An 18,342-nucleotide genomic window follows, 5' to 3' on the forward strand; every position below is an offset into this window, starting at 1 on the left:
TTATAATTCTATAATTCTTTTTTGTTCGCTGCTCGCAATGGCAGCATCTATTATTTTCATGGTTTTAATACCATCTCCGGCAGTTACCGGCTCCGGCTTATCCTGTGTAACTGCATTATACATGCCATCAAACAGTTCGTAATAGTTACCCTGTAGTGTTGGGACTTTTTTGCGTACTTCTTCACCGCTTATTTCGGTATGCAGCAGGCCTTCGTTACCTTCAGGCTCAATACCCCATGCATCACGAGTTGGTTTTTCTCCTGTCTTAAGTACATCTTCCTGAATATCGCCACGCTGCTTAAGAAAAGATCCTTTCTTGCCATGCACTACATAAGCAGGAACAGCTTCGCGAACAAAGAAGCCCGCTTTAAGGCGTACCCTTTTGTCAGAATAATATAATGTGATATCAAACCAGTCGTCTACCAGTGTGTTTTCACGCGTATATCTTACATCCCCGTGTACTGCCTCAGGGTATCCAAACAAATGCAGTGCCTGATCTATGATATGCGGACCAAGATCTTTGATTACCCCTGCACCGGCATTGGCAGTTTCTTTATGATTCTTAGGACTAAGCGCCGGGTTGTAACGGTCAAAATGGAATTCGGCTTCCACGATATCGCCTAACAGGTTTTGATCTACCACCTGTTTTACGGTTTTGAAATCGCTGTCCCAACGGCGGTTTTGGTATACCGTAAGCTTTAGTCCTTTTTCTTCAGCAATGGCGTCAAGCTCTTCTGCTTCGGCAGCTGTTGTGGTAAAGGCCTTTTCTACCAGAGCGTGTTTACCTGCAAGCAAAACTTTTTTAGCAAATTCATAATGTGTTTCTACGGGTGTATTTACCACTACAAGTTCTACATCATCGGCTAAAAGCTCTTCAAGCGAAGCATAGCTTTTTACATTAGGGTAATCGTTTTGAATAAGCTTTTTACTTCTTTCCCATGAGCCTGTAAGCTCAAAGCCATTATGAAGCTCTAAAAATGGGGCGTGAAACACACGCCCCGACATTCCGTATGACAGCAATGCTGTTTTAATTTTTTTCATTCGTATAATTGTTGTTATTATTCTTTTGTCTTGAAACAAAAGAATCAAAAATTTATGGCTCTAACTTCTTAGGCTACAAATCATCTCATTCGGCTAAAGTATTTGAACTCGCTTCAATCAGACAGCAAGTCCTTTTTAACGTCTCATTCCATGAATACTGCTAACTAAAAATTAATCGTCAAGCTTAGCGCGTTCGTATTGTTTAGGCCAAACAACCTGGCTGTTGTGCAGGTCGTGGGCAAAGGTAAGGCCTATGTAAGGATCACGAAGTGCTTCGCGGGCAAAGAAAACCAAGTCGGCCTGGCCGCTGCTTATAATATCTTCTGCCTGTTTTGCTTCGGTAATAAGTCCTACCGCTCCGGTGCAAATTTGCGCTTCACGTTTTACACGCTCGGCGATTGGCACCTGATAGTTAGGCCCTACAGGAATCTTTTGGTGCGATACCACACCACCCGATGAACAGTCTATTACATCTACCCCGCTCTCTTTAAGCTTTTTTGACAGCTCTACCGATTCGGCTTCATGCCATCCGCCTTCGGCCCAGTCGGTTCCGGATATGCGTACAAATAAAGGCAGGTCGTTTGGCCATTCGGTTTTTACTGCTTCAAGAACTTCAAGCAGCAAACGGATACGGTTCTCAAAACTGCCACCGTATTCATCGGTACGTTTGTTACACAATGGCGACAGGAACTGATGGATAAGGTAACCGTGTGCAGCGTGTATTTCGAGGACTTTATAACAGGCTTCATGCGCACGGCGGGCTGCCTGCTTAAAATCGCCTACCACTTTTTTTATGCCTTCAGCGTCCAGTTCCAGTGGCGGCAACGCTTCGTCATCATGATAGCGTTCAGGGCTTGGGGCTACAGTGCGCCAACCGCCTTCTTCAAGCGTAAGCTTACGGTTGCCCTGCCACGGCGACGACGTGCTCGCTTTACGGCCGGCATGTGCAAGCTGAATTCCGGGGAACGCATTTTGTTGTGTTATAAAAGAGGTAATCTGTTTGTATTTTTCGATATGCTCATCATTCCATATCCCAAGATCTTCGGGCGAAATCCTGCCCTCGGGCGAAACCGCCGTAGCTTCCTGAATAATGAGCCCCGCCCCGCCTACGGCCCTGGAACCAAGGTGCACAAGATGCCAGTCGTTTGCAAAACCGTCTTCGGCTGAGTACTGACACATGGGTGATACTACGATCCTGTTCTTTAAAATGATGCTTTTTATCTGTAGTAATGAAAACAATGGTGATGCCATGGGTTTAGATCTTTTAGAATAGAAGTTATCTTGATGCAATTTAAACATTATTGCTTTAATGAGAAACAATAATGCTTTGCTATGTAAATTTACCTTACAAAATTTAAACCGCACGCCTATTTTTAATTATTAACATACATTTAAACCCACACCTAAAATTAAAATAACGCGTAGTAAACAGAAAACACTATTTTTGTGCGTTTATCAAAGGAAACTAAAACTCTATAATGGATACACTTGTACAGATTGCCCAGTTAGTTCTCATGTTGTCAATACTTGTAATACTACATGAATTTGGGCATTATATAACCGCTAAAATGTTTAAGGTAAGGGTAGAAAAATTCTATCTTTTTATGGATGCCGGATTCTCTCTTTTCAAAAAGAAGATAGGTGAGACCGAGTGGGGCATCGGGTGGCTGCCGGTAGGTGGTTATGTTAAGCTATCCGGAATGATAGATGAAAGCATGGATACCGACCAGATGAAAAGCGAACCAAAACCATGGGAATTCCGTTCTAAACCGGCATGGCAGAGGCTTATCATTATGTTAGGCGGTATCATTGTAAATATTATCCTGGCGTGGTTTATTTATACCGTTGTATACTCTAGTTATGGAAAAAAATATGTAGGTACTGAAAAAGTTCAGCAGAACGGACTTGCCTTTGGCGAAACCGGACTTAACGTTGGTTTCAGGAACGGAGATAAGATACTTAGCGTAGACGGTAAATACCAGCAGCGTTTTGACAGGCTTGTACTTGATGTACTTCTTGGTGATGACATTAAAATACTTCGCGACGGTAAAGAGATGGACATTCGCCTGACCGATGCCAATAAAAAAGAAATTTTAGATAAAGAGGGCAGGGATTTCATAAATCCTATGGTTACTTCTACAGTGGTAGATTCTTTTCCTCAAAAATCATATGCTGCCGAGGCAGGATTAATGCTGGGTGACGTAATTGTTGGCGTAAACGGTAAAAAACTAACGTACAGGGCGCAGGTATCTGAAGCGGCTTACAAAAACAAGGGCGGTTTTATTACGCTTGACATTGAGCGTAACGGAGTACCTCACGAAATTAAAACACAGGTTGACAAGGAAGACGGGACTGTAGGTGTATTCCATAGTCCTGCAGGCAACCCTAAATATACCACGACAGAGCATTACAATTTCTTTACAGCCATTCCTAAGGCGATGGAAGAATCGTACAGCCTGATCGTTTACAATGTTAAGCAGTTTAAGCTTATTCTTCGTCCTTCTACCGGTGCTTACAAGCATGTAAAAAGCGTAGTGGGTATTGCCAGCAATATGCCAACATCGTGGGATTGGGAGTTTTTCTGGAAATTTACAGCGCTGTTTTCAATAGGCCTTGCCTTTATGAATATCCTGCCAATACCGGGATTAGACGGGGGTCATGCCATATTTACAATCGCTGAAATGATAACAGGAAAAAAATTAAATGATAAAGCGGCAAGCATAGTGCAGACTGTAGGTATGGTTATATTATTAAGTCTCATGGTGTTAACTTTCGGTAAAGATATCTATGATATTATAGCTCGAAAATTCTTTTAAATTTTTTCTGTTTTTGTTTGCAAAAACTAAAAATGGTTATATATTTGCACCGCAATAAAGGCAATACGCCAGCAACCAAAACAAGTTCTTTTAGATACATTTTGTAACAACGCTAACAAGAGTTAGAAAAATTACAACAACAATATACAGTTTCCTCCTTAGCTCAGTTGGTTAGAGCATCTGACTGTTAATCAGAGGGTCCTTGGTTCGAGCCCAAGAGGGGGAGCTTCAAAAGGCTATCAGAAATGATGGCCTTTTTTTTTAATGGCCTCGTAGTTCAACGGATAGAATGGGAGTTTCCTAAACTTTTGATCCAAGTTCGATTCTTGGCGAGGCTACAACAAAAAGCAGTACAGCAATGTGCTGCTTTTTTTAGTTAATAAACATCCATATCATGTCGATACACAGGAATTATATTAAGTCATCCAATTTTATGCTTATTTCAGCTGGGTTAGGGGTTATAAATCTTTCACTTATACCTGGAATTTTCGTTAATCCTCCGGCAATTACAGAAGGTTTTTTTGTACTTCTGTTCCTTGTGGGATTAGCTTTCGTAATCCGGAAAGGAATTAGCTGGATTAAATATCTTTTATTAGCTATGATACTAATTGGAGTTATTGCGATACCTGCCATTATAAAAAATCTAAAACAAAATCCAGCCGTTGGAGTTATAAATATAATCCAGACCGTATTTCAGGTTTGGGCTTTAATATTATTGTTTAAAATCCCAAAAGAAAAAGCACAAAACCTCTAAACTTTTGATCAAAATTTTCCCGATAGTTATCGGGATTTGCAAGGCTACAACAAAAAGCAGTACAGCAATGTGCTGCTTTTTTTGTTTATATTCGTTTATGGCAAATAAAATCATGAATCAAAAAAACATCTGTTCAATAGGGCTATTATTTTTTGTTGTAAGCTATATACTGTTTTCGATGGGTTCTAAAGCGGCATGCTTTCAGAAGCCAATAGATTTTGCGCACTGGCTAAATTTAATCGGCGCAGTGTTACTGTTTTCGTTTAACAGGGTATTTCCAAAAAATTCTATTGGCATTGCGTCTTCTTTAGTAACAACTTTAGGTTGTATTGCACATGTAGGGCTCTGTACCATAGATTTTATTATGTGGAGCTATGGGGATAATGATGAAGCCAAAACTGCATTAAGCGAACACATAAGCAATACCCCGTCTATTTTATACCCTTTTATAATTATTGGCCCGTCTTTTCTTTTTACAGGATTAGCCATGCACGCTTTAAACTTTATAAAAACGAATACGGCAAGCGCTTTAATGGTTATAGTGGGAGCTCCCGCAATAGGTTTTTCTTTCTTCATCCTGAAGAACGGGCTATATATGGTGCTAAGCTGCCTGTTGTTTGCCCTTGGATTAACATTACTCCTTTACAGGAAAGAAAATCCAAAGACACTATCGGAGATAACAGATTAGAATGGGACATAATAACAGCACCACTTAGTCAAATTCTTTTTATATTGTTGCATACTAAACAAGACTCCATTGAAATCATTTACAGAACGAGTACTATTTCCGAATGTAAGTATCAATCCTAAAAAATTAGCAAATGCGATCTCCGGAAAGACAATCGTAATAACCGGAGCAAGCTATGGCATTGGAGAAGAGCTGGCATTACTTTTTTCGGGTTATAATGCGCATTTGATACTAGTTGCCCGCACGCAGCAGAAGCTGCAGGCTGTTGCCGATACTGTAATGCAAAACGGGTCTGCGTGCACAATTATTTCTGCCGACCTGTATCTGGAAAATGAAGTGGACAGGGTAATTGAAATACTTAAAGCCCTACCGGGCGGAATTGACATCTTTATATCTAATGCCGGGAAATCTATTACGCGATCTCTTGGCGACTCTTTAGACCGTTATCATGATTTTACCCGAACCAATGCGCTTAACTATCTCGCTCCGGTAAAACTGCTGCTGGCAGCTACGCCTTTATTAAAAGCCGCTAACGGAAAAATTATCAATGTCTCCGCCATTAACGTATTGCTTTTGCCTGCTCCAAAATGGGCCGCTTATCAGGCATCTAAAACGGCGTTTGACCAATGGTTCAGGAGTAATGCCGCCGAATGGAAAATTATGGGTGTACGCATTGCTACGATCTACCTGCCATTAGTCCGTACCCGAATGATGGCGCCTAATAAAAATTATAAGAACTATCCGGCGATGCAGCCAGAACAGGCAGCACTTAGAATTGCGAAGCTTTTATATTCCACAAGATCTTATACCAAACCATGGTGGACAGTTTTTCCCCAAACGGGAAGTTTCTTTGGGCGGTATGTCTGGGAAAAAATATCATTTCTTTACCTTAAGAGATAATGACAGGAACCGTATTCAAATTATGGCATTTTGGCCTTCGTAAAATTATACAGACAATCGCATCTGTAAATAAACACGGATTTACGTTACTGGCACTGCTGGATTCTGTAAGGAATACAAATAGCGGCGAAGCCTGCTTACAGGACGAACATGAGCAATTGACATACAGCGGCCTTTATGCACAGTCAGTCTCAACAGCCGCGTTTATACACAATAAATATAGCATTGCATCAAAAAGTAAAGTTGCCATTATAAGTGCAAACTCTCTCCCTTTTATTAAATCCTTATTTGCGGCATCGGGCCTGGGAGCCGATATTTTTTTACTAAACCCTAACCAAAATAAAGAATATTACAGTCACTTCTTCGGCACACAAAAAATTGACCTTATCATTAGCAAATCCTCCATTGCCGAACATTTTACAGCTTACAAGATTCCATTTTTAAGTTTTAATACAATTCCGAAATACTACTCAGAGATAGCTGCGCCAAACATCACTAGGAGAAAGAAGAGCGCGGTAATTATTTTATCAAGCGGCTCAAAAGGGAAGCCCAAGCCCGAAAAAAGAAAACTTGCCGCCCTTAAATACTTAAATCCTTTATTGGATATTATAGAAAAACTGGAATTGAGAAAACACAGGTCGGTACTGATATCTGTACCCATATTTCATGGGTATGGCTTTGCTGCGCTATTACTATCGGTCTTTATGGGCAAAAAAATATACTTAACCAACAAATTTGACGCACAAAAAACAGCAGCTATTGCTGCAAAAAATGATATTGACTGCTGGATTGCCGTACCGTTGATGATACAAAAAGTACTCGGCTTAAAAGAAACTATCAATATAAAAAGCATTATTTCAGGGGGTGATACACTATCCGCTGCTCTAATAAAAAACATTCAACAAACCGAAGGAATAAAAATATTTAACCTGTATGGGACTTCGGAAACCGGAGTATGCACGATTGCAACCGATGAAGACCTAAGAAAACACCCTAATACAATAGGCAAGGTAATAACAGGCGTTAAAACAAGGTTGGCTGATAATGACGGGAGTATAAATATGTCTGACAAAACAGGTTTGCTATCTATTAAATGCAGCTGGTCGTCAGACGATAAAAACGGCTATGTTGCAACAGGAGATTTGGTTTCAAAAAATAGCGATGGCTACTACTTTTATAAAGGCAGGAACGATGATATGATTATCATTGGCGGCGAGAACGTGTATCCTGTAGAATTGGAAAATAGTATTTACAAGCATCCAGCCATTGCATGGGTAAAAGCAAGCAGTACAATAGATGAATATCGGTCAGTTAAAATGCACGTTGATATTGTAATACATTCCAATTCTTCCTTAGAAACTGAAGAATTTCTAAGCTGGTTATCGGGCAGGGTACCTAATTACATGATCCCAAAGTCGGTAAACTTTCTTGATCAAGTCCGGGTTTCAAAACTTATGTAACGAATACCTGTTAATTATAAATGAAAAAGCCCAACAGCAGTACTGTCGGGCTTCTTCATTATATCGGGGGGAACTATTAAAAACTTACAAACTTTGCTCCTACGCTGAACCATCTTGCCGGCAGCGGGATAGCCCCTGCTTCAAAATAAGTCGTGTTAAAGATGTTTTGTGCATCGGCAAAAATCGTGAACTTATTGATCTTCTGGCTTATCCTGAAATCATTGATCCAGTACGATGCTCCTGTTGCCCTTTCATTATATCGGGTTGCAAAAAGTACCGAGAATTTATTGTACTGGAAATCTACTGTATTTGTTACCTGATTTCTTAGCGACGAAATAAGATATTTAGAATCTACATCTAGCTGTATGTCTTTAAATTCTGATTCAAGGTAAGTATAAGCAAGGCTAATATTTAATTTTGCCTGGTTAGAAAACTCAAAGCCATACGCCGACCTCATGTTTACACCATTCGTATTAAGGTTACCAAAGTTCTGGCTCTGCCACGGTTCTGTTGTAACGGCACGGGTCCAGTCGATAAAATTAGTAATTGTCCTGTAAAAATAATTGGCGTTAAAGCTAAAGGCTTTCTTTGTGTATTTGAATCCGGCTTCGCTTTGAAAAGCGTTTTCTGACTTAAGGTCAGGATTTCCAATATTACCCGGGCGCTGGTCAAGGTACAGGTCTGTAAAAGACGGTATACGCTGGCTTGTGCCAATGTTTGCAATGATCTTGAAAGCATCGTTTACGGCATAGCTGGCATCAAGTCCGGGATATACCTGCCACTTATAGTCTGAATTGTAGTTAAGGTATGAGCCTATGTTTACATTAAACTTGTCTGAAAACTGAGTCCGGTACTCTACATACATGCCTATGTTGCTTCGGTTATGCTCGCCTATGCTCGATGAATTTATATCTTCATTACGGGCTTCAGCGCCAAAACCAAGCTCTCCCTTATTCATTTTATACGTTGTGTTTATTTCTGCCGCAATTGAGTTTGTGTAGTGCTGGCTTCTGCCTGAATTTAGGTTAGCAATACCAAAATAACGGTAATCATCATAGTTATACCTATAGCTTACACGCGGCGCAAGTGACCATTTTTCTGAAACATTATGTTTAGATTGTACAGAGGCAAATGTAGTCTGGACCACCTCGCTAGAATTTCTGTCGCCCGGTGATGCGTAGAACCCATTGGCGCCAAATCCGTTATTAATATAGCCAAATGAGCTTAATATCTCATTACGGTCGTTTATCTGGATATTACCCTGGTAAAACAATTTATTATTTTCAAAACCGGTATTATAGCGGTACCCATTGCTTTTGTCGTGCGATGCAAAGATGGAATGCTGGTGTTTGCCTTTAGCAATAACGCCGCCAGCCTGAATTCCCCTGCCGTAAAAGGTGTCGCCGGTATCCTGTGTGTCCTTCTCAAAGTTTGAACCTGCATAGGTACTAACCAAAAATCCTGAATCTGTTGGCTTTTTGGTAATAATATTGATAGCTCCAGTTAGGCTGTTGATACCATATATCCTTGCTGCAGGACCGCGAATGATCTCTATCCTTTCTATAACCTCAACAGGTAATGGCAGGTTTAGCATATTGTGCGCAGTTTGCGAATCTATTATTTTTGCACCGTTCAGTAGAACAACCGTCTGCTCAAAACTGCCTCCGTCTATGCTTATGTCTGCCTGACTGCCAAAAGGCCCTCTCTGTCTTACGTCAACGCCGTTAGCATATTGCAGCACCTCGTTAATTGTCCTGGCAGGCAGTTTTTCAATTACCGCCTTATCAATAATGTATACATTCCTGTTTTGTTTAGATATAGGCGTGCTAAAGCGGTTCTCGCTAATTATAACCTCATTTATTGTAGTTGTGCTGTCTTGCTCGGTTTGTGCATATAAGCTTATACCGGTTAACAACAGTGACGCAAAATAAAATTTTTTCATCGTTTAAAATTTTTATCAAAAGTAGTACCTTGCCGTACCACTAAAGTATACCAGTTTTATAATAATGGATAGTCCGGTTCAAATTCCTTTTAAAAGTTTTATTATCCTCAAACCGCAGGATGCTACTGCACTGTATCTCCAGATCGTATTTGAATTTATCAAGGCCATACAAATGGGGCTGCTACCCGAAGGCACAAAACTTCCGGGGACACGAGAGTTATGCAAGGTATTGGCGGTAAACAGGAATACGCTTATCAAGTCATTCCAGGATTTAGAATCGCAGGGATGGATAGAGATCATTGCTAATAAAGGTACTTTCATTCTATCGCAGGCAAATCACAACCCCAGGGCAGAAGTAGATCATCGTACTGAAAGGAAAACACCGAAAGTTACTCCAAGTTTTGATTTTTCAAGGTCAACAATTCTTGAAAATCCTGTTGAAAGCACTACTATGCCCTACCGCTTTAATGACGGCCTGCCCGATATAAGGCTTATACAGACTGATGTGCTGGCAAGGCTGTATGTTGCTAAACTTAAAAGGCAGAGCAGCACAAAAACCTGGGAACAGATGCAAAACAAGTCCCACCAAAATTTCAAGACCACATTCTCTAATTATCTAAATCTTACACGCGGTATCCGTATTGGTACGGCCAATCTGCTTACCACCGCGAGCCACGAAATAAGCCTGTATCTAGTTGCCAAAGTGCTCCTTGCTCAAGGCGATAAAGTTGTGGTAGCTTCACCAGGGTACTACAAATCTACCATGACGCTTTCTGATACAGGGGCGCACATCATACCGATACCCACCGATAAAGGCGGCATAAGCACCAAACATTTAAAAAACATCTGTCGAGAGAATACCATAAGGGCATTATACCTTACGTCAAACTATCATTATCCTACCACTACCCCGCTCAGCGCTAAACGCAGGATCGAGCTGTTTGAACTCGCAGATCAATATGGGTTTGTCGTTATAGAAGACGATTATGACTACGATTTTCATTACGATAACAACCCTGTGCTGCCTTTGGCTGCTTTTGACAGTAATGACAGGGTTATTTACATTGGGTCTTTTGGGCGGTCGTTACCGGCGGGGTTTGGCTACGGATTTGTGGCAGCGCCTGCAGGATTCATTACAGAGCTTGAAAAACATCTCAATATAATGGAACCGGGAATTGACGTAATAAAAGAACAGGCCCTGACCGACTGGATAAATAATGGAGAGGTGCATCGTTTGGCTAAAAAGAATAAAAAAGCGTACAGGGACCGCAGGGACTATTTTGCAGCACTATTAATCGAGAATCTGAAAGGGAAAATCAAATTCAGTATCCCTACACGGGGGCTTGCGATTTGGGTTGAATGGGTCAATATCTTTAACCTGATACAGCTTCAGAAGGAATGTGCTAAAAATGGTTTGTTCCTGCCGAAGACCATTTTGTACCAAACAAAAAATCTCACCGCTACCCGTCTTGGCTTTGGGCATTTAAATACGGAAGAAATGGCGCAGGCCATAGCTATCTTAAGCAGATCATTTGACGCTGTGATTGAGGAAAACAGTAAATTGCCAGATATATTTTGATATAGCACGATAACAAAAAAACAGTACCATTAAGTACTGCTTTTCAATTTGATATTCTATACCGTCTCCCGATCGGCAAACACAAGGCCGGCGTCAGGAAACACAAAGTCGTTTTCAGAAAAATCGAGGATTTCGGCTGTAAGTACATACTTTACAACCTCATTTATACCTTTGGCAAGCATAAGCTCAGTAGAATATTTTCGACTGGTGGCCAATACGAGTCCGCCTTTGGACAAACGGAAAAAGTATTTGCCCGATGGTGTACTGTTTCTCGTAAAGGCAAACAGGTCTATATTATCCCTAATTCCTGCAATTATAAGCTCACAGTCTGATTTTTGCTTACAGCTGAGGCTGGTAAAAATAGTTTTACCCTTTCTGGATGTAAAAACAAATTTATACTCCCCGTTAAATCGTTTGCTGATTACAAACATCCCCATAAGCCAGATCTCCTCTTTGTAAATTTAATTAAACACTAATCTTCCTTGAGGGAATATGGCAAAATTAAACGAATTAAATCCTCTTTAAGCAGCCACTGGGCAATACTTATCAAGAAAATAAACTGCCTTTCCTAACGATTTACACATCAGGAAAATACATGGCACGACATATAAATTGCCGGATTTATTAAGCGCTTAAAGGAATTTGAGGATAAATTGACTTCAGGTTTTTTTTGAAGTTTATCATTGCATCCTCTGTATCAGATAAGATCTTATAACGTGATCCGCCTTCATAAGACGTTCTTTCAAAAGTCAGGTTGTTTCTTTTTAGCAGGCGCTCAATTAGGTTATGGTCTATAACGTGCTTGTACAAAGTTCTAAAAATAGTGATATGCATGGCTGTAATATTTTTGGGTTATTATCTTATTTATCAGGCTCAATTGTCATCAATTATCGATGAAGTATCTAACCTGCTTTATAAAGGTAAAGAGAAACTTTTTTGTGAGGATAAGCCTTAATAAAATTTTAGCATAAATATAATCCCACCTTACATTATCATAACTATGACTCCCTTTTTGTACATTACAATTTATATTATATTTACATACTTAAACCAAACCACTACTAATGAAATCATTACCGCTTATATTTTTGTTGATAGTATCTTTATCCTGCAAAAAAGAAAATACAGCACAAGAAAAAATCGTTGCTACAGATACCATTACCACCAAACAGGAAGAAGTCATCACTGAACATGTAGTTGAAGAAAGTACATTTGACTTTGCAAAGGAAACTATAGGCGGGTGGCTTAGCATAGGCACTGACGAAGCTACCGTAAAAGAAAAACTGGGAACAGATTTTAAAACGTCGATCAATGAATATTCTCAGGTAACAGGATATTATGAACAGGAATGGTTATATGAAAAGCAGGGCATCAAAATAGTAATGGAAGCTGAGAATCCTGAAGCTAAAAAAACCGTTGCCCAGATAACCGTCCTTGCGGCATCAAAACTAAAAACATCTAAGAATATCGGCATCGGATCTGCCCAAAAGGACATTCTTAGCGCTTACCACGGCCACATAAATACCGAAGAAGCCACAGATAACACTATTATTGTGGGCTCTATATACGAAGGTTTGTTCTTTACACTAAAAAATAATAAAGTATCTGAAATTTTTATTGGCGCCATAGCGGAATAAAAAAAGAGGCCTAAGCCTCTCTTATAATTTAAGTCCCATTTGTATGTTGCAGCGTTCATAAGGCGTGGCATGGCCTACGGTCTTTTGAAATCCTAACTTATGATACAGGCTTATTGCCGGCTTAAGAATAGTATTACTTTCAAGATAAATAGCAGATGCGCCCAATGACCTGGCTTTCTCTATAACAGCCTGCCCCAGCAGCGAACCAATACTCTTGCCCTGTGCCTTTGGCGATACAGCCATTTTAGCCAACTCAAAATCATACTGCGGATCATCCATTTTTATAAGGGCACATACCCCTACAGGCTCATTTTTATAAAGGGCTACAAAAATATACCCGCCTTTACTCAATATATACCCTTCAGGATCATCAAGCGCCTTGTAATCGGTTTCCTCCATTGTAAAGTAAGACGATATCCACTCCTCGTTCAACTGCCTGAATGCCGATGCATATCGTGGTGTATAGGCAACGATGGCAACATCCTTAGCTTCGCGGATTTTCTTTTGCTCCTCTACGCGTTTTAAAAGTGACTTTTGGCCCAGTACAAATTCCCATTCCTCTATGGCTTTCCAAAGGTCATTACGCGTTACAAAAAGTATATCTTCTACCGCCGCATTTACATCTGTGTACTGATCCTTCACGATTGCAGCCATCTTTTTTCCCTTGGCAGTTAAGCTCACAACATTGCGCCTTCCGTCTGCTTTATCTTTCTTTTCAGCAGCGATTCCTGCTTTAGCCATTTCACCAACTATTTTGCTTACGGATGGGTGTGAATGCCCAATATGCTGTGCTATGGCTGTAACTGTATTATCGGCCTGCGATAGCGCATGGAATACCGGAAACCATTTCGGCTGAAGTTCAACACCGTACAATTTGTAAATGTTTGCGGCATCTTCGGTCACTTTATCAGTAAGCATCCTTAGCCTGCTGCCTATTGCCATCTTACCCGTCTCTTCAAAAAAATCCATTGTAAAATAAATTACGTAATTAGTTACGCAAAAGTAATGAAAAATATATAAAATAAAAAAAGAGGCCTAAGCCTCTCTCTTCGTATAAAAAATGTTTGTAGTTTATTAAGCTGCGACTTCTTTAATGAATTCGCCGGTACTTTTAAAGTAAGCAGCTACATCTTTACCATCTTTAGTAAGAACCAGTTTATATTCTGATCCGTCTGTAGCTTTAAGCGCTTCTACAAGTTCATAGCCTTTGTATTTACCTACCGCTTCCTTAAGTACATCCGGAGAAATCTCAGATTGCTGTACTTTAGTATAATCTTTGTCCTGGTTTTGTGCTGCAGGTGTTATCTGAGTTGTAGCAGGAGCCGTTGTAGGTGGTGTAGTTACTGTCGTTTCTGTTTGCGCGTTAGCTGCGAGTCCTAAAACCAAAGCAGCTGCTAAAAATAAATTTTTCATGGTATATATTTTTTCGTTGTTATCTGTTTAAGATTAAGAAAGAACTATACCACACAAGCTAAAAAATAACAAAACCCTAATTATCAGTAACTTAAATATTTTTGAAGCATAAATATCTGTGAGGAATTCTACAAAAGTTTGTGGAAGGTCTACAAAAAAAGTCTGAGCTAAATGGTCTCATATTCAAAAACAAAGGGACAACCTATTAAGATTGCCCCTTTCCCCCGGATTAATGCAGTGTATTAATGTATAAAAAACATATTAGCTATAATGACAGATATATTAAAGAGAACCGTAAAGATCAGCATATTGAAAACTGCCTTTGGCTTTAATTGCGCCAGCACCGTTCCGTTAAATATACTGGATTACAAAGAAAAGCTGGATCATTTGGTATAAAGAGTTTCCATGAAACAATACAAGCATCGCTGTAAATCCGCCCAACGAGCTTTGGAATAATATTGCCAGGGTATTAAACCCCATAAAACCTCTTGTGTATCCGTCTAAATATTTTTGATAAGTGCTCATAACTAAGTGTATTTAAATTTACCTACACAAATTTATACCACTATGTATCATAGAATTATGACATTTATCATGTTATGGAATTTTTGTTTGCAGTATATTTAGTTACCTATAAACAAGGTGTTAAGCATAAGTATAAATGCATTTACAGCCACACTGGCGAGCAGCAGGTTAAAAACGGTCTTTGGCATTTGCTGAGAGAGCACGCTGGCGTTAAACACCATACATAATATAACTACAAAAAAAAGCTGTGCCATTTGCAAAGGTGCGGTTCCGTTTTGAAGGACTACCATAGCAGCGGCAGACCCGAAACAACTCTGGAATAAAATTGCAATCGTGTTAAAGCCTATATAACCTCTTGCATAACTGTCTACATATTTCTGATAAGTGCTCATGACTACGTGTATTATGATTTATATACACAAAGTTATGGCGGGTGCAAGGCTTGGATTTATGACCTAAATCATAAGAGCGGAATTATCTGAAAATTTTTCCTGCAGTAATTTTTAGCAAATCTTTTTTCTCTAAGTTCTTGATAGCGCGTATAACGGTTTCTACACGTAGCCCCGTAAGATCGGCAATTTGCTGACGTGTGAGCAATACCTTATAATGTTCATTTGGTGTAAGCCCCACAATCTCTTTAAAATAATCAATGAGTTTAATGATGCGGTGTTCTGCATCCTGCGAAGAAATTTCAGAAGCCATGATAGACTTAAAATACAAACGTTGCGAAAGCGTAACGCTTAGTGCGAGATTTACATCCGGATTTTTGCGAAGCAGGTCAAAAAATACACCTTTAGGCAGCGCATAAACCCAGGCATCGGTTAAGGCTTCGGCATTTGCCGGATAGGGCTTGCCTATAAATAGCGGCGGTTCGCCAAAGCTCATTCCTGCGGTAAATATGCCCTGAATGAATTCTTTGCCTTCATCGTTAAAATTGTTCATTTTAAGTTCGCCCTCTGCTATCTGAAAAAAATATTTAGGCATATCTCCTGCATAAAAGAGGTTTTCGCCTTTTTTAAGGTTCAGTTTATTAGCACCAAATTCAAGTAGAAGCGATTCACTTATCATAGGAGGTAAATTGATAAAACAAAGGTAAAACAAAAAGCCGCAAACAGTTGCGGCTTTTACTATGTGATTGATTGATGATGAACCTGTTTAGCGCTGCCAAAAGTACGGTGGCTCAATGCCCAGTGCACGCAGGTAAACATAACCCTGACCGCGGTGGTGTATCTCATTGTCTACAAAATAGAATAATGTGCTTGCAACTTTACCTTCGTACGTTCCAAAAGCAAGAACCTTATCTTCAAAACGATCAGGGGTAAACTTTGCCCAATACCTTTCCAGCTGCTGGGTAGTTTCGTCCCAAAGGACTAAAAGCTCCTCTTTTGTTGTCGGCACCCCCTCACCTGAACTGTGTGGCAGCTCATTCATGTTTTTCCATTCGTTTGTAACCAGCCCCACGATTCCGGGATTGGTAAGGTCTATGATCTCCATGGCGAGCTGTACAAAAGGCCTCATGCCGCCAATGGAATAAAGGAACAGGTCTTTTTCCGGGAAAGCCTCAATCACCCTGCGGGTAAGACCCCTGTGTGCCTGCCAGTGTTTTAAAAATGCTTCCGAATTAATTACTGCTGTTTGTGCTGCTGCTGTTTTCGTTTCCATGATATAAAATTTAAATTAATGGTTATTGTCTTATTCTGAAACAAAATTAGCAGGGCATTGTGACAACCGTATGTCAGCAGGATTCAGGAAAAAATATTTTTTTTCAAACGAAAACGATTTTATGTAAATTCGGACACAACATTCGTTGATTTGTACAAGTAATTGTTTGTTAATCTCAACCCGTTGTAAGAATATTTTGTTGAAATTTGTGTATCTAAAATTCTCTATTTATGCAAACATTAAATGACTTACAGCAGGCATTTCCGCAGGAGAACGATATTCCGGAAAGCATTAGGCTCGCGCAGCCCCTGCATCAAAAACGTATTTTAATAAACGGTGAGTTCATAGACTGGACTGGGCCGGTACACACTGTATATTCGCAAATATTCGTAAAGAAAGATGGGCAGGAAGCTGCCCCGTTAGAGATAGGCAGCTATCCGCTGGCTACCGACAAAGAAGCCGAACTTGCACTTAAGGCTGCCCTTGCCGCACACGACTTTGGACGTGGCGAATGGCCATCAATGGGTGTGGATGGGCGTGTTAAAGCTATGGAAGGTTTTACAAAAGGCCTTAAAGAACACCGCGAAGAGATCGTAAAACTAATTGTATGGGAAATAGCCAAAAGCGTTCCTGACGCCGAGAAGGAGTTTGACCGTACTATTGAGTACATTGAAGAAACAATCAAGACGGTAAAACAGCTGCACAATGAGTCTTCCATGTTCAGGGTTACAGGTGGGTTCATAGGCCAGATGAAGAAACTGCCTTACGGGGTAGTGCTATGTATGGGTCCGTTTAACTATCCGCTAAACGAAACCTTTACTATGCTGATACCTGCGCTTATCAACGGAAACTCGATACTGTTCAAACCACCCAAATATGGTACGCTTTTATTCAATCCTCTGCTGGACCTGTTCAAAGAACATTTCCCTAAAGGGGTTGTAAACACTGTATATGGACGCGGGCGTGATATTGTTCCTTACCTTATGGAATCGGGCAGTGTAGATGTACTGGCACTTATAGGCTCAAGCCGTGTGGCCGACAGCCTTAAGAAGATGCACCCTAAATCTAACCGCCTTCATGCTGTATTAGGGCTTGATGCAAAAAATGCTGCCATCATCCTTCCTGATGCCAATCTTGAGGCAACTGTGAAAGAAGTGGTAACGGGAACATTGTCTTTTAACGGCCAGCGTTGTACCGCACTTAAAATACTTTTTGTACATTCTTCTATTGTAGATAAATTCAATACCATGCTTGCCGCAGCAGTAGACAAGCTGCCACTGGGTATGCCGTGGGATAAAGGCGTAGCAATTACTCCGCTTGCAGAACCCGAAAAGCCGGGATATCTTAAAGAATGCATAGACGATGCCATTGCACATGGGGCAAAAATCATTAATGATGCAGACGGCGGGGGCAACCAGGGATATTCTCTTATGAAGCCCGCTATATTGTACCCAACTAACCGCGATATGAAAATTTATTGGGAAGAGCAGTTTGGCCCGGTAATACCGGTAGTTGCCTTTGACGACCCTTCTGCTCCGGTAGATTATGTTACCGAATCTAAATACGGAATGCAGGCCAGCGTTTTTAGCGAAGACCCAAAAGCGATCTCATTTTATATCGATCAGCTGGCAGGACAATTAGGGCGTATCAATATAAACGCACAATGCCAGCGCGGTCCCGATACGTTCCCTTTTAACGGGCGTAAAGATTCTGCAGAAAATACACTGTCGGTTTTTGAAGCCCTAACGGCATTCTCGGTAGACTCGGTTGTCGTTACAAAACAGACGCCTTCTAACGAAGCTTTGCTGCACGAAATACTAACATCTGAAAGCTCAAAACGGCTTAACAACAGGGTTATTTTCTAAGCTAAATAGCCTGTTATATACAAAGCGCGCTGTAAACAACAGCGCGCTTTTATTTTTTCT

19 protein-coding genes and 2 tRNA genes are annotated in these 18,342 nt (G+C 40.4%); 10 read left to right on the forward strand and 11 right to left on the reverse strand.

Annotation, left to right across the window (positions count from 1 at the left end):
• Both R1T16_RS04055 and R1T16_RS04060 read right to left on the reverse strand, forming a co-directional pair.
• Positions 1 to 1,041 (reverse strand): Gfo/Idh/MocA family oxidoreductase, encoded by a 1,041-nt coding sequence (locus tag R1T16_RS04055; RefSeq protein ID WP_317499796.1) that lies wholly within the window; start codon positions 1,039 to 1,041, stop codon positions 1 to 3.
• Positions 1,042 to 1,212: 171 nt separating this feature from the next.
• Positions 1,213 to 2,292, reverse strand: coding sequence for an NADH:flavin oxidoreductase/NADH oxidase (locus R1T16_RS04060; protein ID WP_317499797.1), 1,080 nt, complete (start codon positions 2,290 to 2,292; stop codon positions 1,213 to 1,215).
• Between the two features lie 227 nt (positions 2,293 to 2,519).
• Here R1T16_RS04060 and rseP point away from each other — a divergent pair, with 227 nt between their 5' ends.
• The 7 genes from rseP to R1T16_RS04095 all read left to right on the forward strand — a co-directional run bounded on the left by rseP (position 2,520) and on the right by R1T16_RS04095 (position 7,659).
• Complete coding sequence (gene rseP, locus R1T16_RS04065; protein ID WP_317499798.1) at positions 2,520 to 3,857, forward strand: RIP metalloprotease RseP; 1,338 nt, start codon at positions 2,520 to 2,522, stop codon at positions 3,855 to 3,857.
• Positions 3,858 to 4,009: 152 nt separating this feature from the next.
• Positions 4,010 to 4,083: transfer RNA gene (locus R1T16_RS04070), tRNA-Asn, on the forward strand.
• A gap of 40 nt (positions 4,084 to 4,123) precedes the next feature.
• A tRNA-Arg gene (locus R1T16_RS04075) sits at positions 4,124 to 4,195 on the forward strand.
• Positions 4,196 to 4,251: 56 nt separating this feature from the next.
• Positions 4,252 to 4,611, forward strand: a complete 360-nt coding sequence (locus tag R1T16_RS04080) for a hypothetical protein (protein WP_317499799.1) — start codon at positions 4,252 to 4,254, stop codon at positions 4,609 to 4,611.
• A gap of 97 nt (positions 4,612 to 4,708) precedes the next feature.
• Positions 4,709 to 5,299, forward strand: coding sequence for a hypothetical protein (locus R1T16_RS04085; RefSeq protein WP_317499800.1), 591 nt, complete (start codon positions 4,709 to 4,711; stop codon positions 5,297 to 5,299).
• 69 nt (positions 5,300 to 5,368) lie between these two features.
• The gene (locus tag R1T16_RS04090) at positions 5,369 to 6,199 is read left to right on the forward strand and encodes an SDR family NAD(P)-dependent oxidoreductase (protein ID WP_317499801.1); all 831 of its coding nucleotides are present in this window, start codon (positions 5,369 to 5,371) and stop codon (positions 6,197 to 6,199) included.
• Positions 6,199 to 7,659 carry a class I adenylate-forming enzyme family protein gene (locus R1T16_RS04095; RefSeq protein ID WP_317499802.1) on the forward strand — a complete coding sequence of 487 codons (1,461 nt, stop codon included), beginning with the start codon at positions 6,199 to 6,201 and terminating at the stop codon, positions 7,657 to 7,659. Before R1T16_RS04090 ends, R1T16_RS04095 begins: the two co-directional genes overlap by 1 nt.
• A gap of 76 nt (positions 7,660 to 7,735) precedes the next feature.
• On the opposite strand, the gene R1T16_RS04100 is transcribed toward R1T16_RS04095, so the two are convergent.
• The gene (locus R1T16_RS04100) at positions 7,736 to 9,601 is read right to left on the reverse strand and encodes a TonB-dependent receptor plug domain-containing protein (protein ID WP_317499803.1); all 1,866 of its coding nucleotides are present in this window, start codon (positions 9,599 to 9,601) and stop codon (positions 7,736 to 7,738) included.
• A 64-nt stretch (positions 9,602 to 9,665) separates the two neighbouring features.
• On the opposite strand from R1T16_RS04100, the gene R1T16_RS04105 reads away from it, so the two are divergent.
• A complete protein-coding gene (locus R1T16_RS04105; protein WP_317499804.1) occupies positions 9,666 to 11,180 on the forward strand; it encodes a PLP-dependent aminotransferase family protein in 1,515 nt (504 codons plus the stop codon).
• Positions 11,181 to 11,236: 56 nt separating this feature from the next.
• Here the strand turns inward: R1T16_RS04105 and R1T16_RS04110 are convergent, their stop codons facing one another.
• Entirely contained in the window at positions 11,237 to 11,617 is a 381-nt protein-coding gene (locus R1T16_RS04110) for a YegP family protein (protein ID WP_317499805.1), read from the reverse strand.
• 187 nt (positions 11,618 to 11,804) lie between these two features.
• Positions 11,805 to 12,014, reverse strand: a complete 210-nt coding sequence (locus R1T16_RS04115) for a hypothetical protein (RefSeq protein WP_317499806.1) — start codon at positions 12,012 to 12,014, stop codon at positions 11,805 to 11,807.
• Between the two features lie 230 nt (positions 12,015 to 12,244).
• Between R1T16_RS04115 and R1T16_RS04120 the strand changes: the two genes are divergently transcribed.
• The gene (locus R1T16_RS04120; protein WP_317499807.1) at positions 12,245 to 12,817 is read left to right on the forward strand and encodes a hypothetical protein; all 573 of its coding nucleotides are present in this window, start codon (positions 12,245 to 12,247) and stop codon (positions 12,815 to 12,817) included.
• 21 nt (positions 12,818 to 12,838) lie between these two features.
• Here R1T16_RS04120 and R1T16_RS04125 read toward each other — a convergent pair whose 3' ends face one another.
• The 6 genes from R1T16_RS04125 to R1T16_RS04150 form a co-directional block, all read right to left on the reverse strand.
• Positions 12,839 to 13,786, reverse strand: a complete 948-nt coding sequence (locus tag R1T16_RS04125; RefSeq protein ID WP_317499808.1) for a GNAT family N-acetyltransferase — start codon at positions 13,784 to 13,786, stop codon at positions 12,839 to 12,841.
• Positions 13,787 to 13,891: 105 nt separating this feature from the next.
• On the reverse strand, positions 13,892 to 14,230 hold the full coding sequence (locus R1T16_RS04130) for a hypothetical protein (protein ID WP_317499809.1): 339 nt from the start codon (positions 14,228 to 14,230) through the stop codon (positions 13,892 to 13,894).
• 351 nt (positions 14,231 to 14,581) lie between these two features.
• The gene (locus R1T16_RS04135; protein WP_317499810.1) at positions 14,582 to 14,755 is read right to left on the reverse strand and encodes a hypothetical protein; all 174 of its coding nucleotides are present in this window, start codon (positions 14,753 to 14,755) and stop codon (positions 14,582 to 14,584) included.
• Between the two features lie 98 nt (positions 14,756 to 14,853).
• Positions 14,854 to 15,147: a hypothetical protein gene (locus R1T16_RS04140; protein ID WP_317499811.1), complete on the reverse strand. Its 294-nt coding sequence runs from the start codon at positions 15,145 to 15,147 to the stop codon at positions 14,854 to 14,856.
• An 82-nt stretch (positions 15,148 to 15,229) separates the two neighbouring features.
• Entirely contained in the window at positions 15,230 to 15,823 is a 594-nt protein-coding gene (locus R1T16_RS04145; protein ID WP_317499812.1) for a Crp/Fnr family transcriptional regulator, read from the reverse strand.
• 87 nt (positions 15,824 to 15,910) lie between these two features.
• Positions 15,911 to 16,417 carry a DinB family protein gene (locus R1T16_RS04150; protein WP_317499813.1) on the reverse strand — a complete coding sequence of 169 codons (507 nt, stop codon included), beginning with the start codon at positions 16,415 to 16,417 and terminating at the stop codon, positions 15,911 to 15,913.
• Between the two features lie 230 nt (positions 16,418 to 16,647).
• Between R1T16_RS04150 and R1T16_RS04155 the strand changes: the two genes are divergently transcribed.
• Positions 16,648 to 18,282, forward strand: coding sequence for an aldehyde dehydrogenase family protein (locus R1T16_RS04155; RefSeq protein ID WP_317499814.1), 1,635 nt, complete (start codon positions 16,648 to 16,650; stop codon positions 18,280 to 18,282).
• Positions 18,283 to 18,342: the final 60 nt, after the last annotated feature.

The sequence above is a fragment of the Flavobacterium sp. DG1-102-2 genome (assembly GCF_033042555.1).
Taxonomy (GTDB): Bacteria; Bacteroidota; Bacteroidia; order Flavobacteriales; family Flavobacteriaceae; genus Flavobacterium.

Coding starts and splice junctions, on each gene's coding strand:
- R1T16_RS04055 (WP_317499796.1), bottom strand. CDS start 1,041: ATGAAAAAAATTAAAACAGCATTGCTGTCATACGGAATGTCGGGGCGT.
- R1T16_RS04060 (WP_317499797.1), bottom strand. CDS start 2,292: ATGGCATCACCATTGTTTTCATTACTACAGATAAAAAGCATCATTTTA.
- rseP (WP_317499798.1), top strand. CDS start 2,520: ATGGATACACTTGTACAGATTGCCCAGTTAGTTCTCATGTTGTCAATA.
- R1T16_RS04080 (WP_317499799.1), top strand. CDS start 4,252: ATGTCGATACACAGGAATTATATTAAGTCATCCAATTTTATGCTTATT.
- R1T16_RS04085 (WP_317499800.1), top strand. CDS start 4,709: ATGGCAAATAAAATCATGAATCAAAAAAACATCTGTTCAATAGGGCTA.
- R1T16_RS04095 (WP_317499802.1), top strand. CDS start 6,199: ATGACAGGAACCGTATTCAAATTATGGCATTTTGGCCTTCGTAAAATT.
- R1T16_RS04100 (WP_317499803.1), bottom strand. CDS start 9,601: ATGAAAAAATTTTATTTTGCGTCACTGTTGTTAACCGGTATAAGCTTA.
- R1T16_RS04105 (WP_317499804.1), top strand. CDS start 9,666: ATGGATAGTCCGGTTCAAATTCCTTTTAAAAGTTTTATTATCCTCAAA.
- R1T16_RS04110 (WP_317499805.1), bottom strand. CDS start 11,617: ATGGGGATGTTTGTAATCAGCAAACGATTTAACGGGGAGTATAAATTT.
- R1T16_RS04115 (WP_317499806.1), bottom strand. CDS start 12,014: ATGCATATCACTATTTTTAGAACTTTGTACAAGCACGTTATAGACCAT.
- R1T16_RS04120 (WP_317499807.1), top strand. CDS start 12,245: ATGAAATCATTACCGCTTATATTTTTGTTGATAGTATCTTTATCCTGC.
- R1T16_RS04125 (WP_317499808.1), bottom strand. CDS start 13,786: ATGGATTTTTTTGAAGAGACGGGTAAGATGGCAATAGGCAGCAGGCTA.
- R1T16_RS04130 (WP_317499809.1), bottom strand. CDS start 14,230: ATGAAAAATTTATTTTTAGCAGCTGCTTTGGTTTTAGGACTCGCAGCT.
- R1T16_RS04135 (WP_317499810.1), bottom strand. CDS start 14,755: ATGAGCACTTATCAAAAATATTTAGACGGATACACAAGAGGTTTTATG.
- R1T16_RS04140 (WP_317499811.1), bottom strand. CDS start 15,147: ATGAGCACTTATCAGAAATATGTAGACAGTTATGCAAGAGGTTATATA.
- R1T16_RS04145 (WP_317499812.1), bottom strand. CDS start 15,823: ATGATAAGTGAATCGCTTCTACTTGAATTTGGTGCTAATAAACTGAAC.
- R1T16_RS04150 (WP_317499813.1), bottom strand. CDS start 16,417: ATGGAAACGAAAACAGCAGCAGCACAAACAGCAGTAATTAATTCGGAA.
- R1T16_RS04155 (WP_317499814.1), top strand. CDS start 16,648: ATGCAAACATTAAATGACTTACAGCAGGCATTTCCGCAGGAGAACGAT.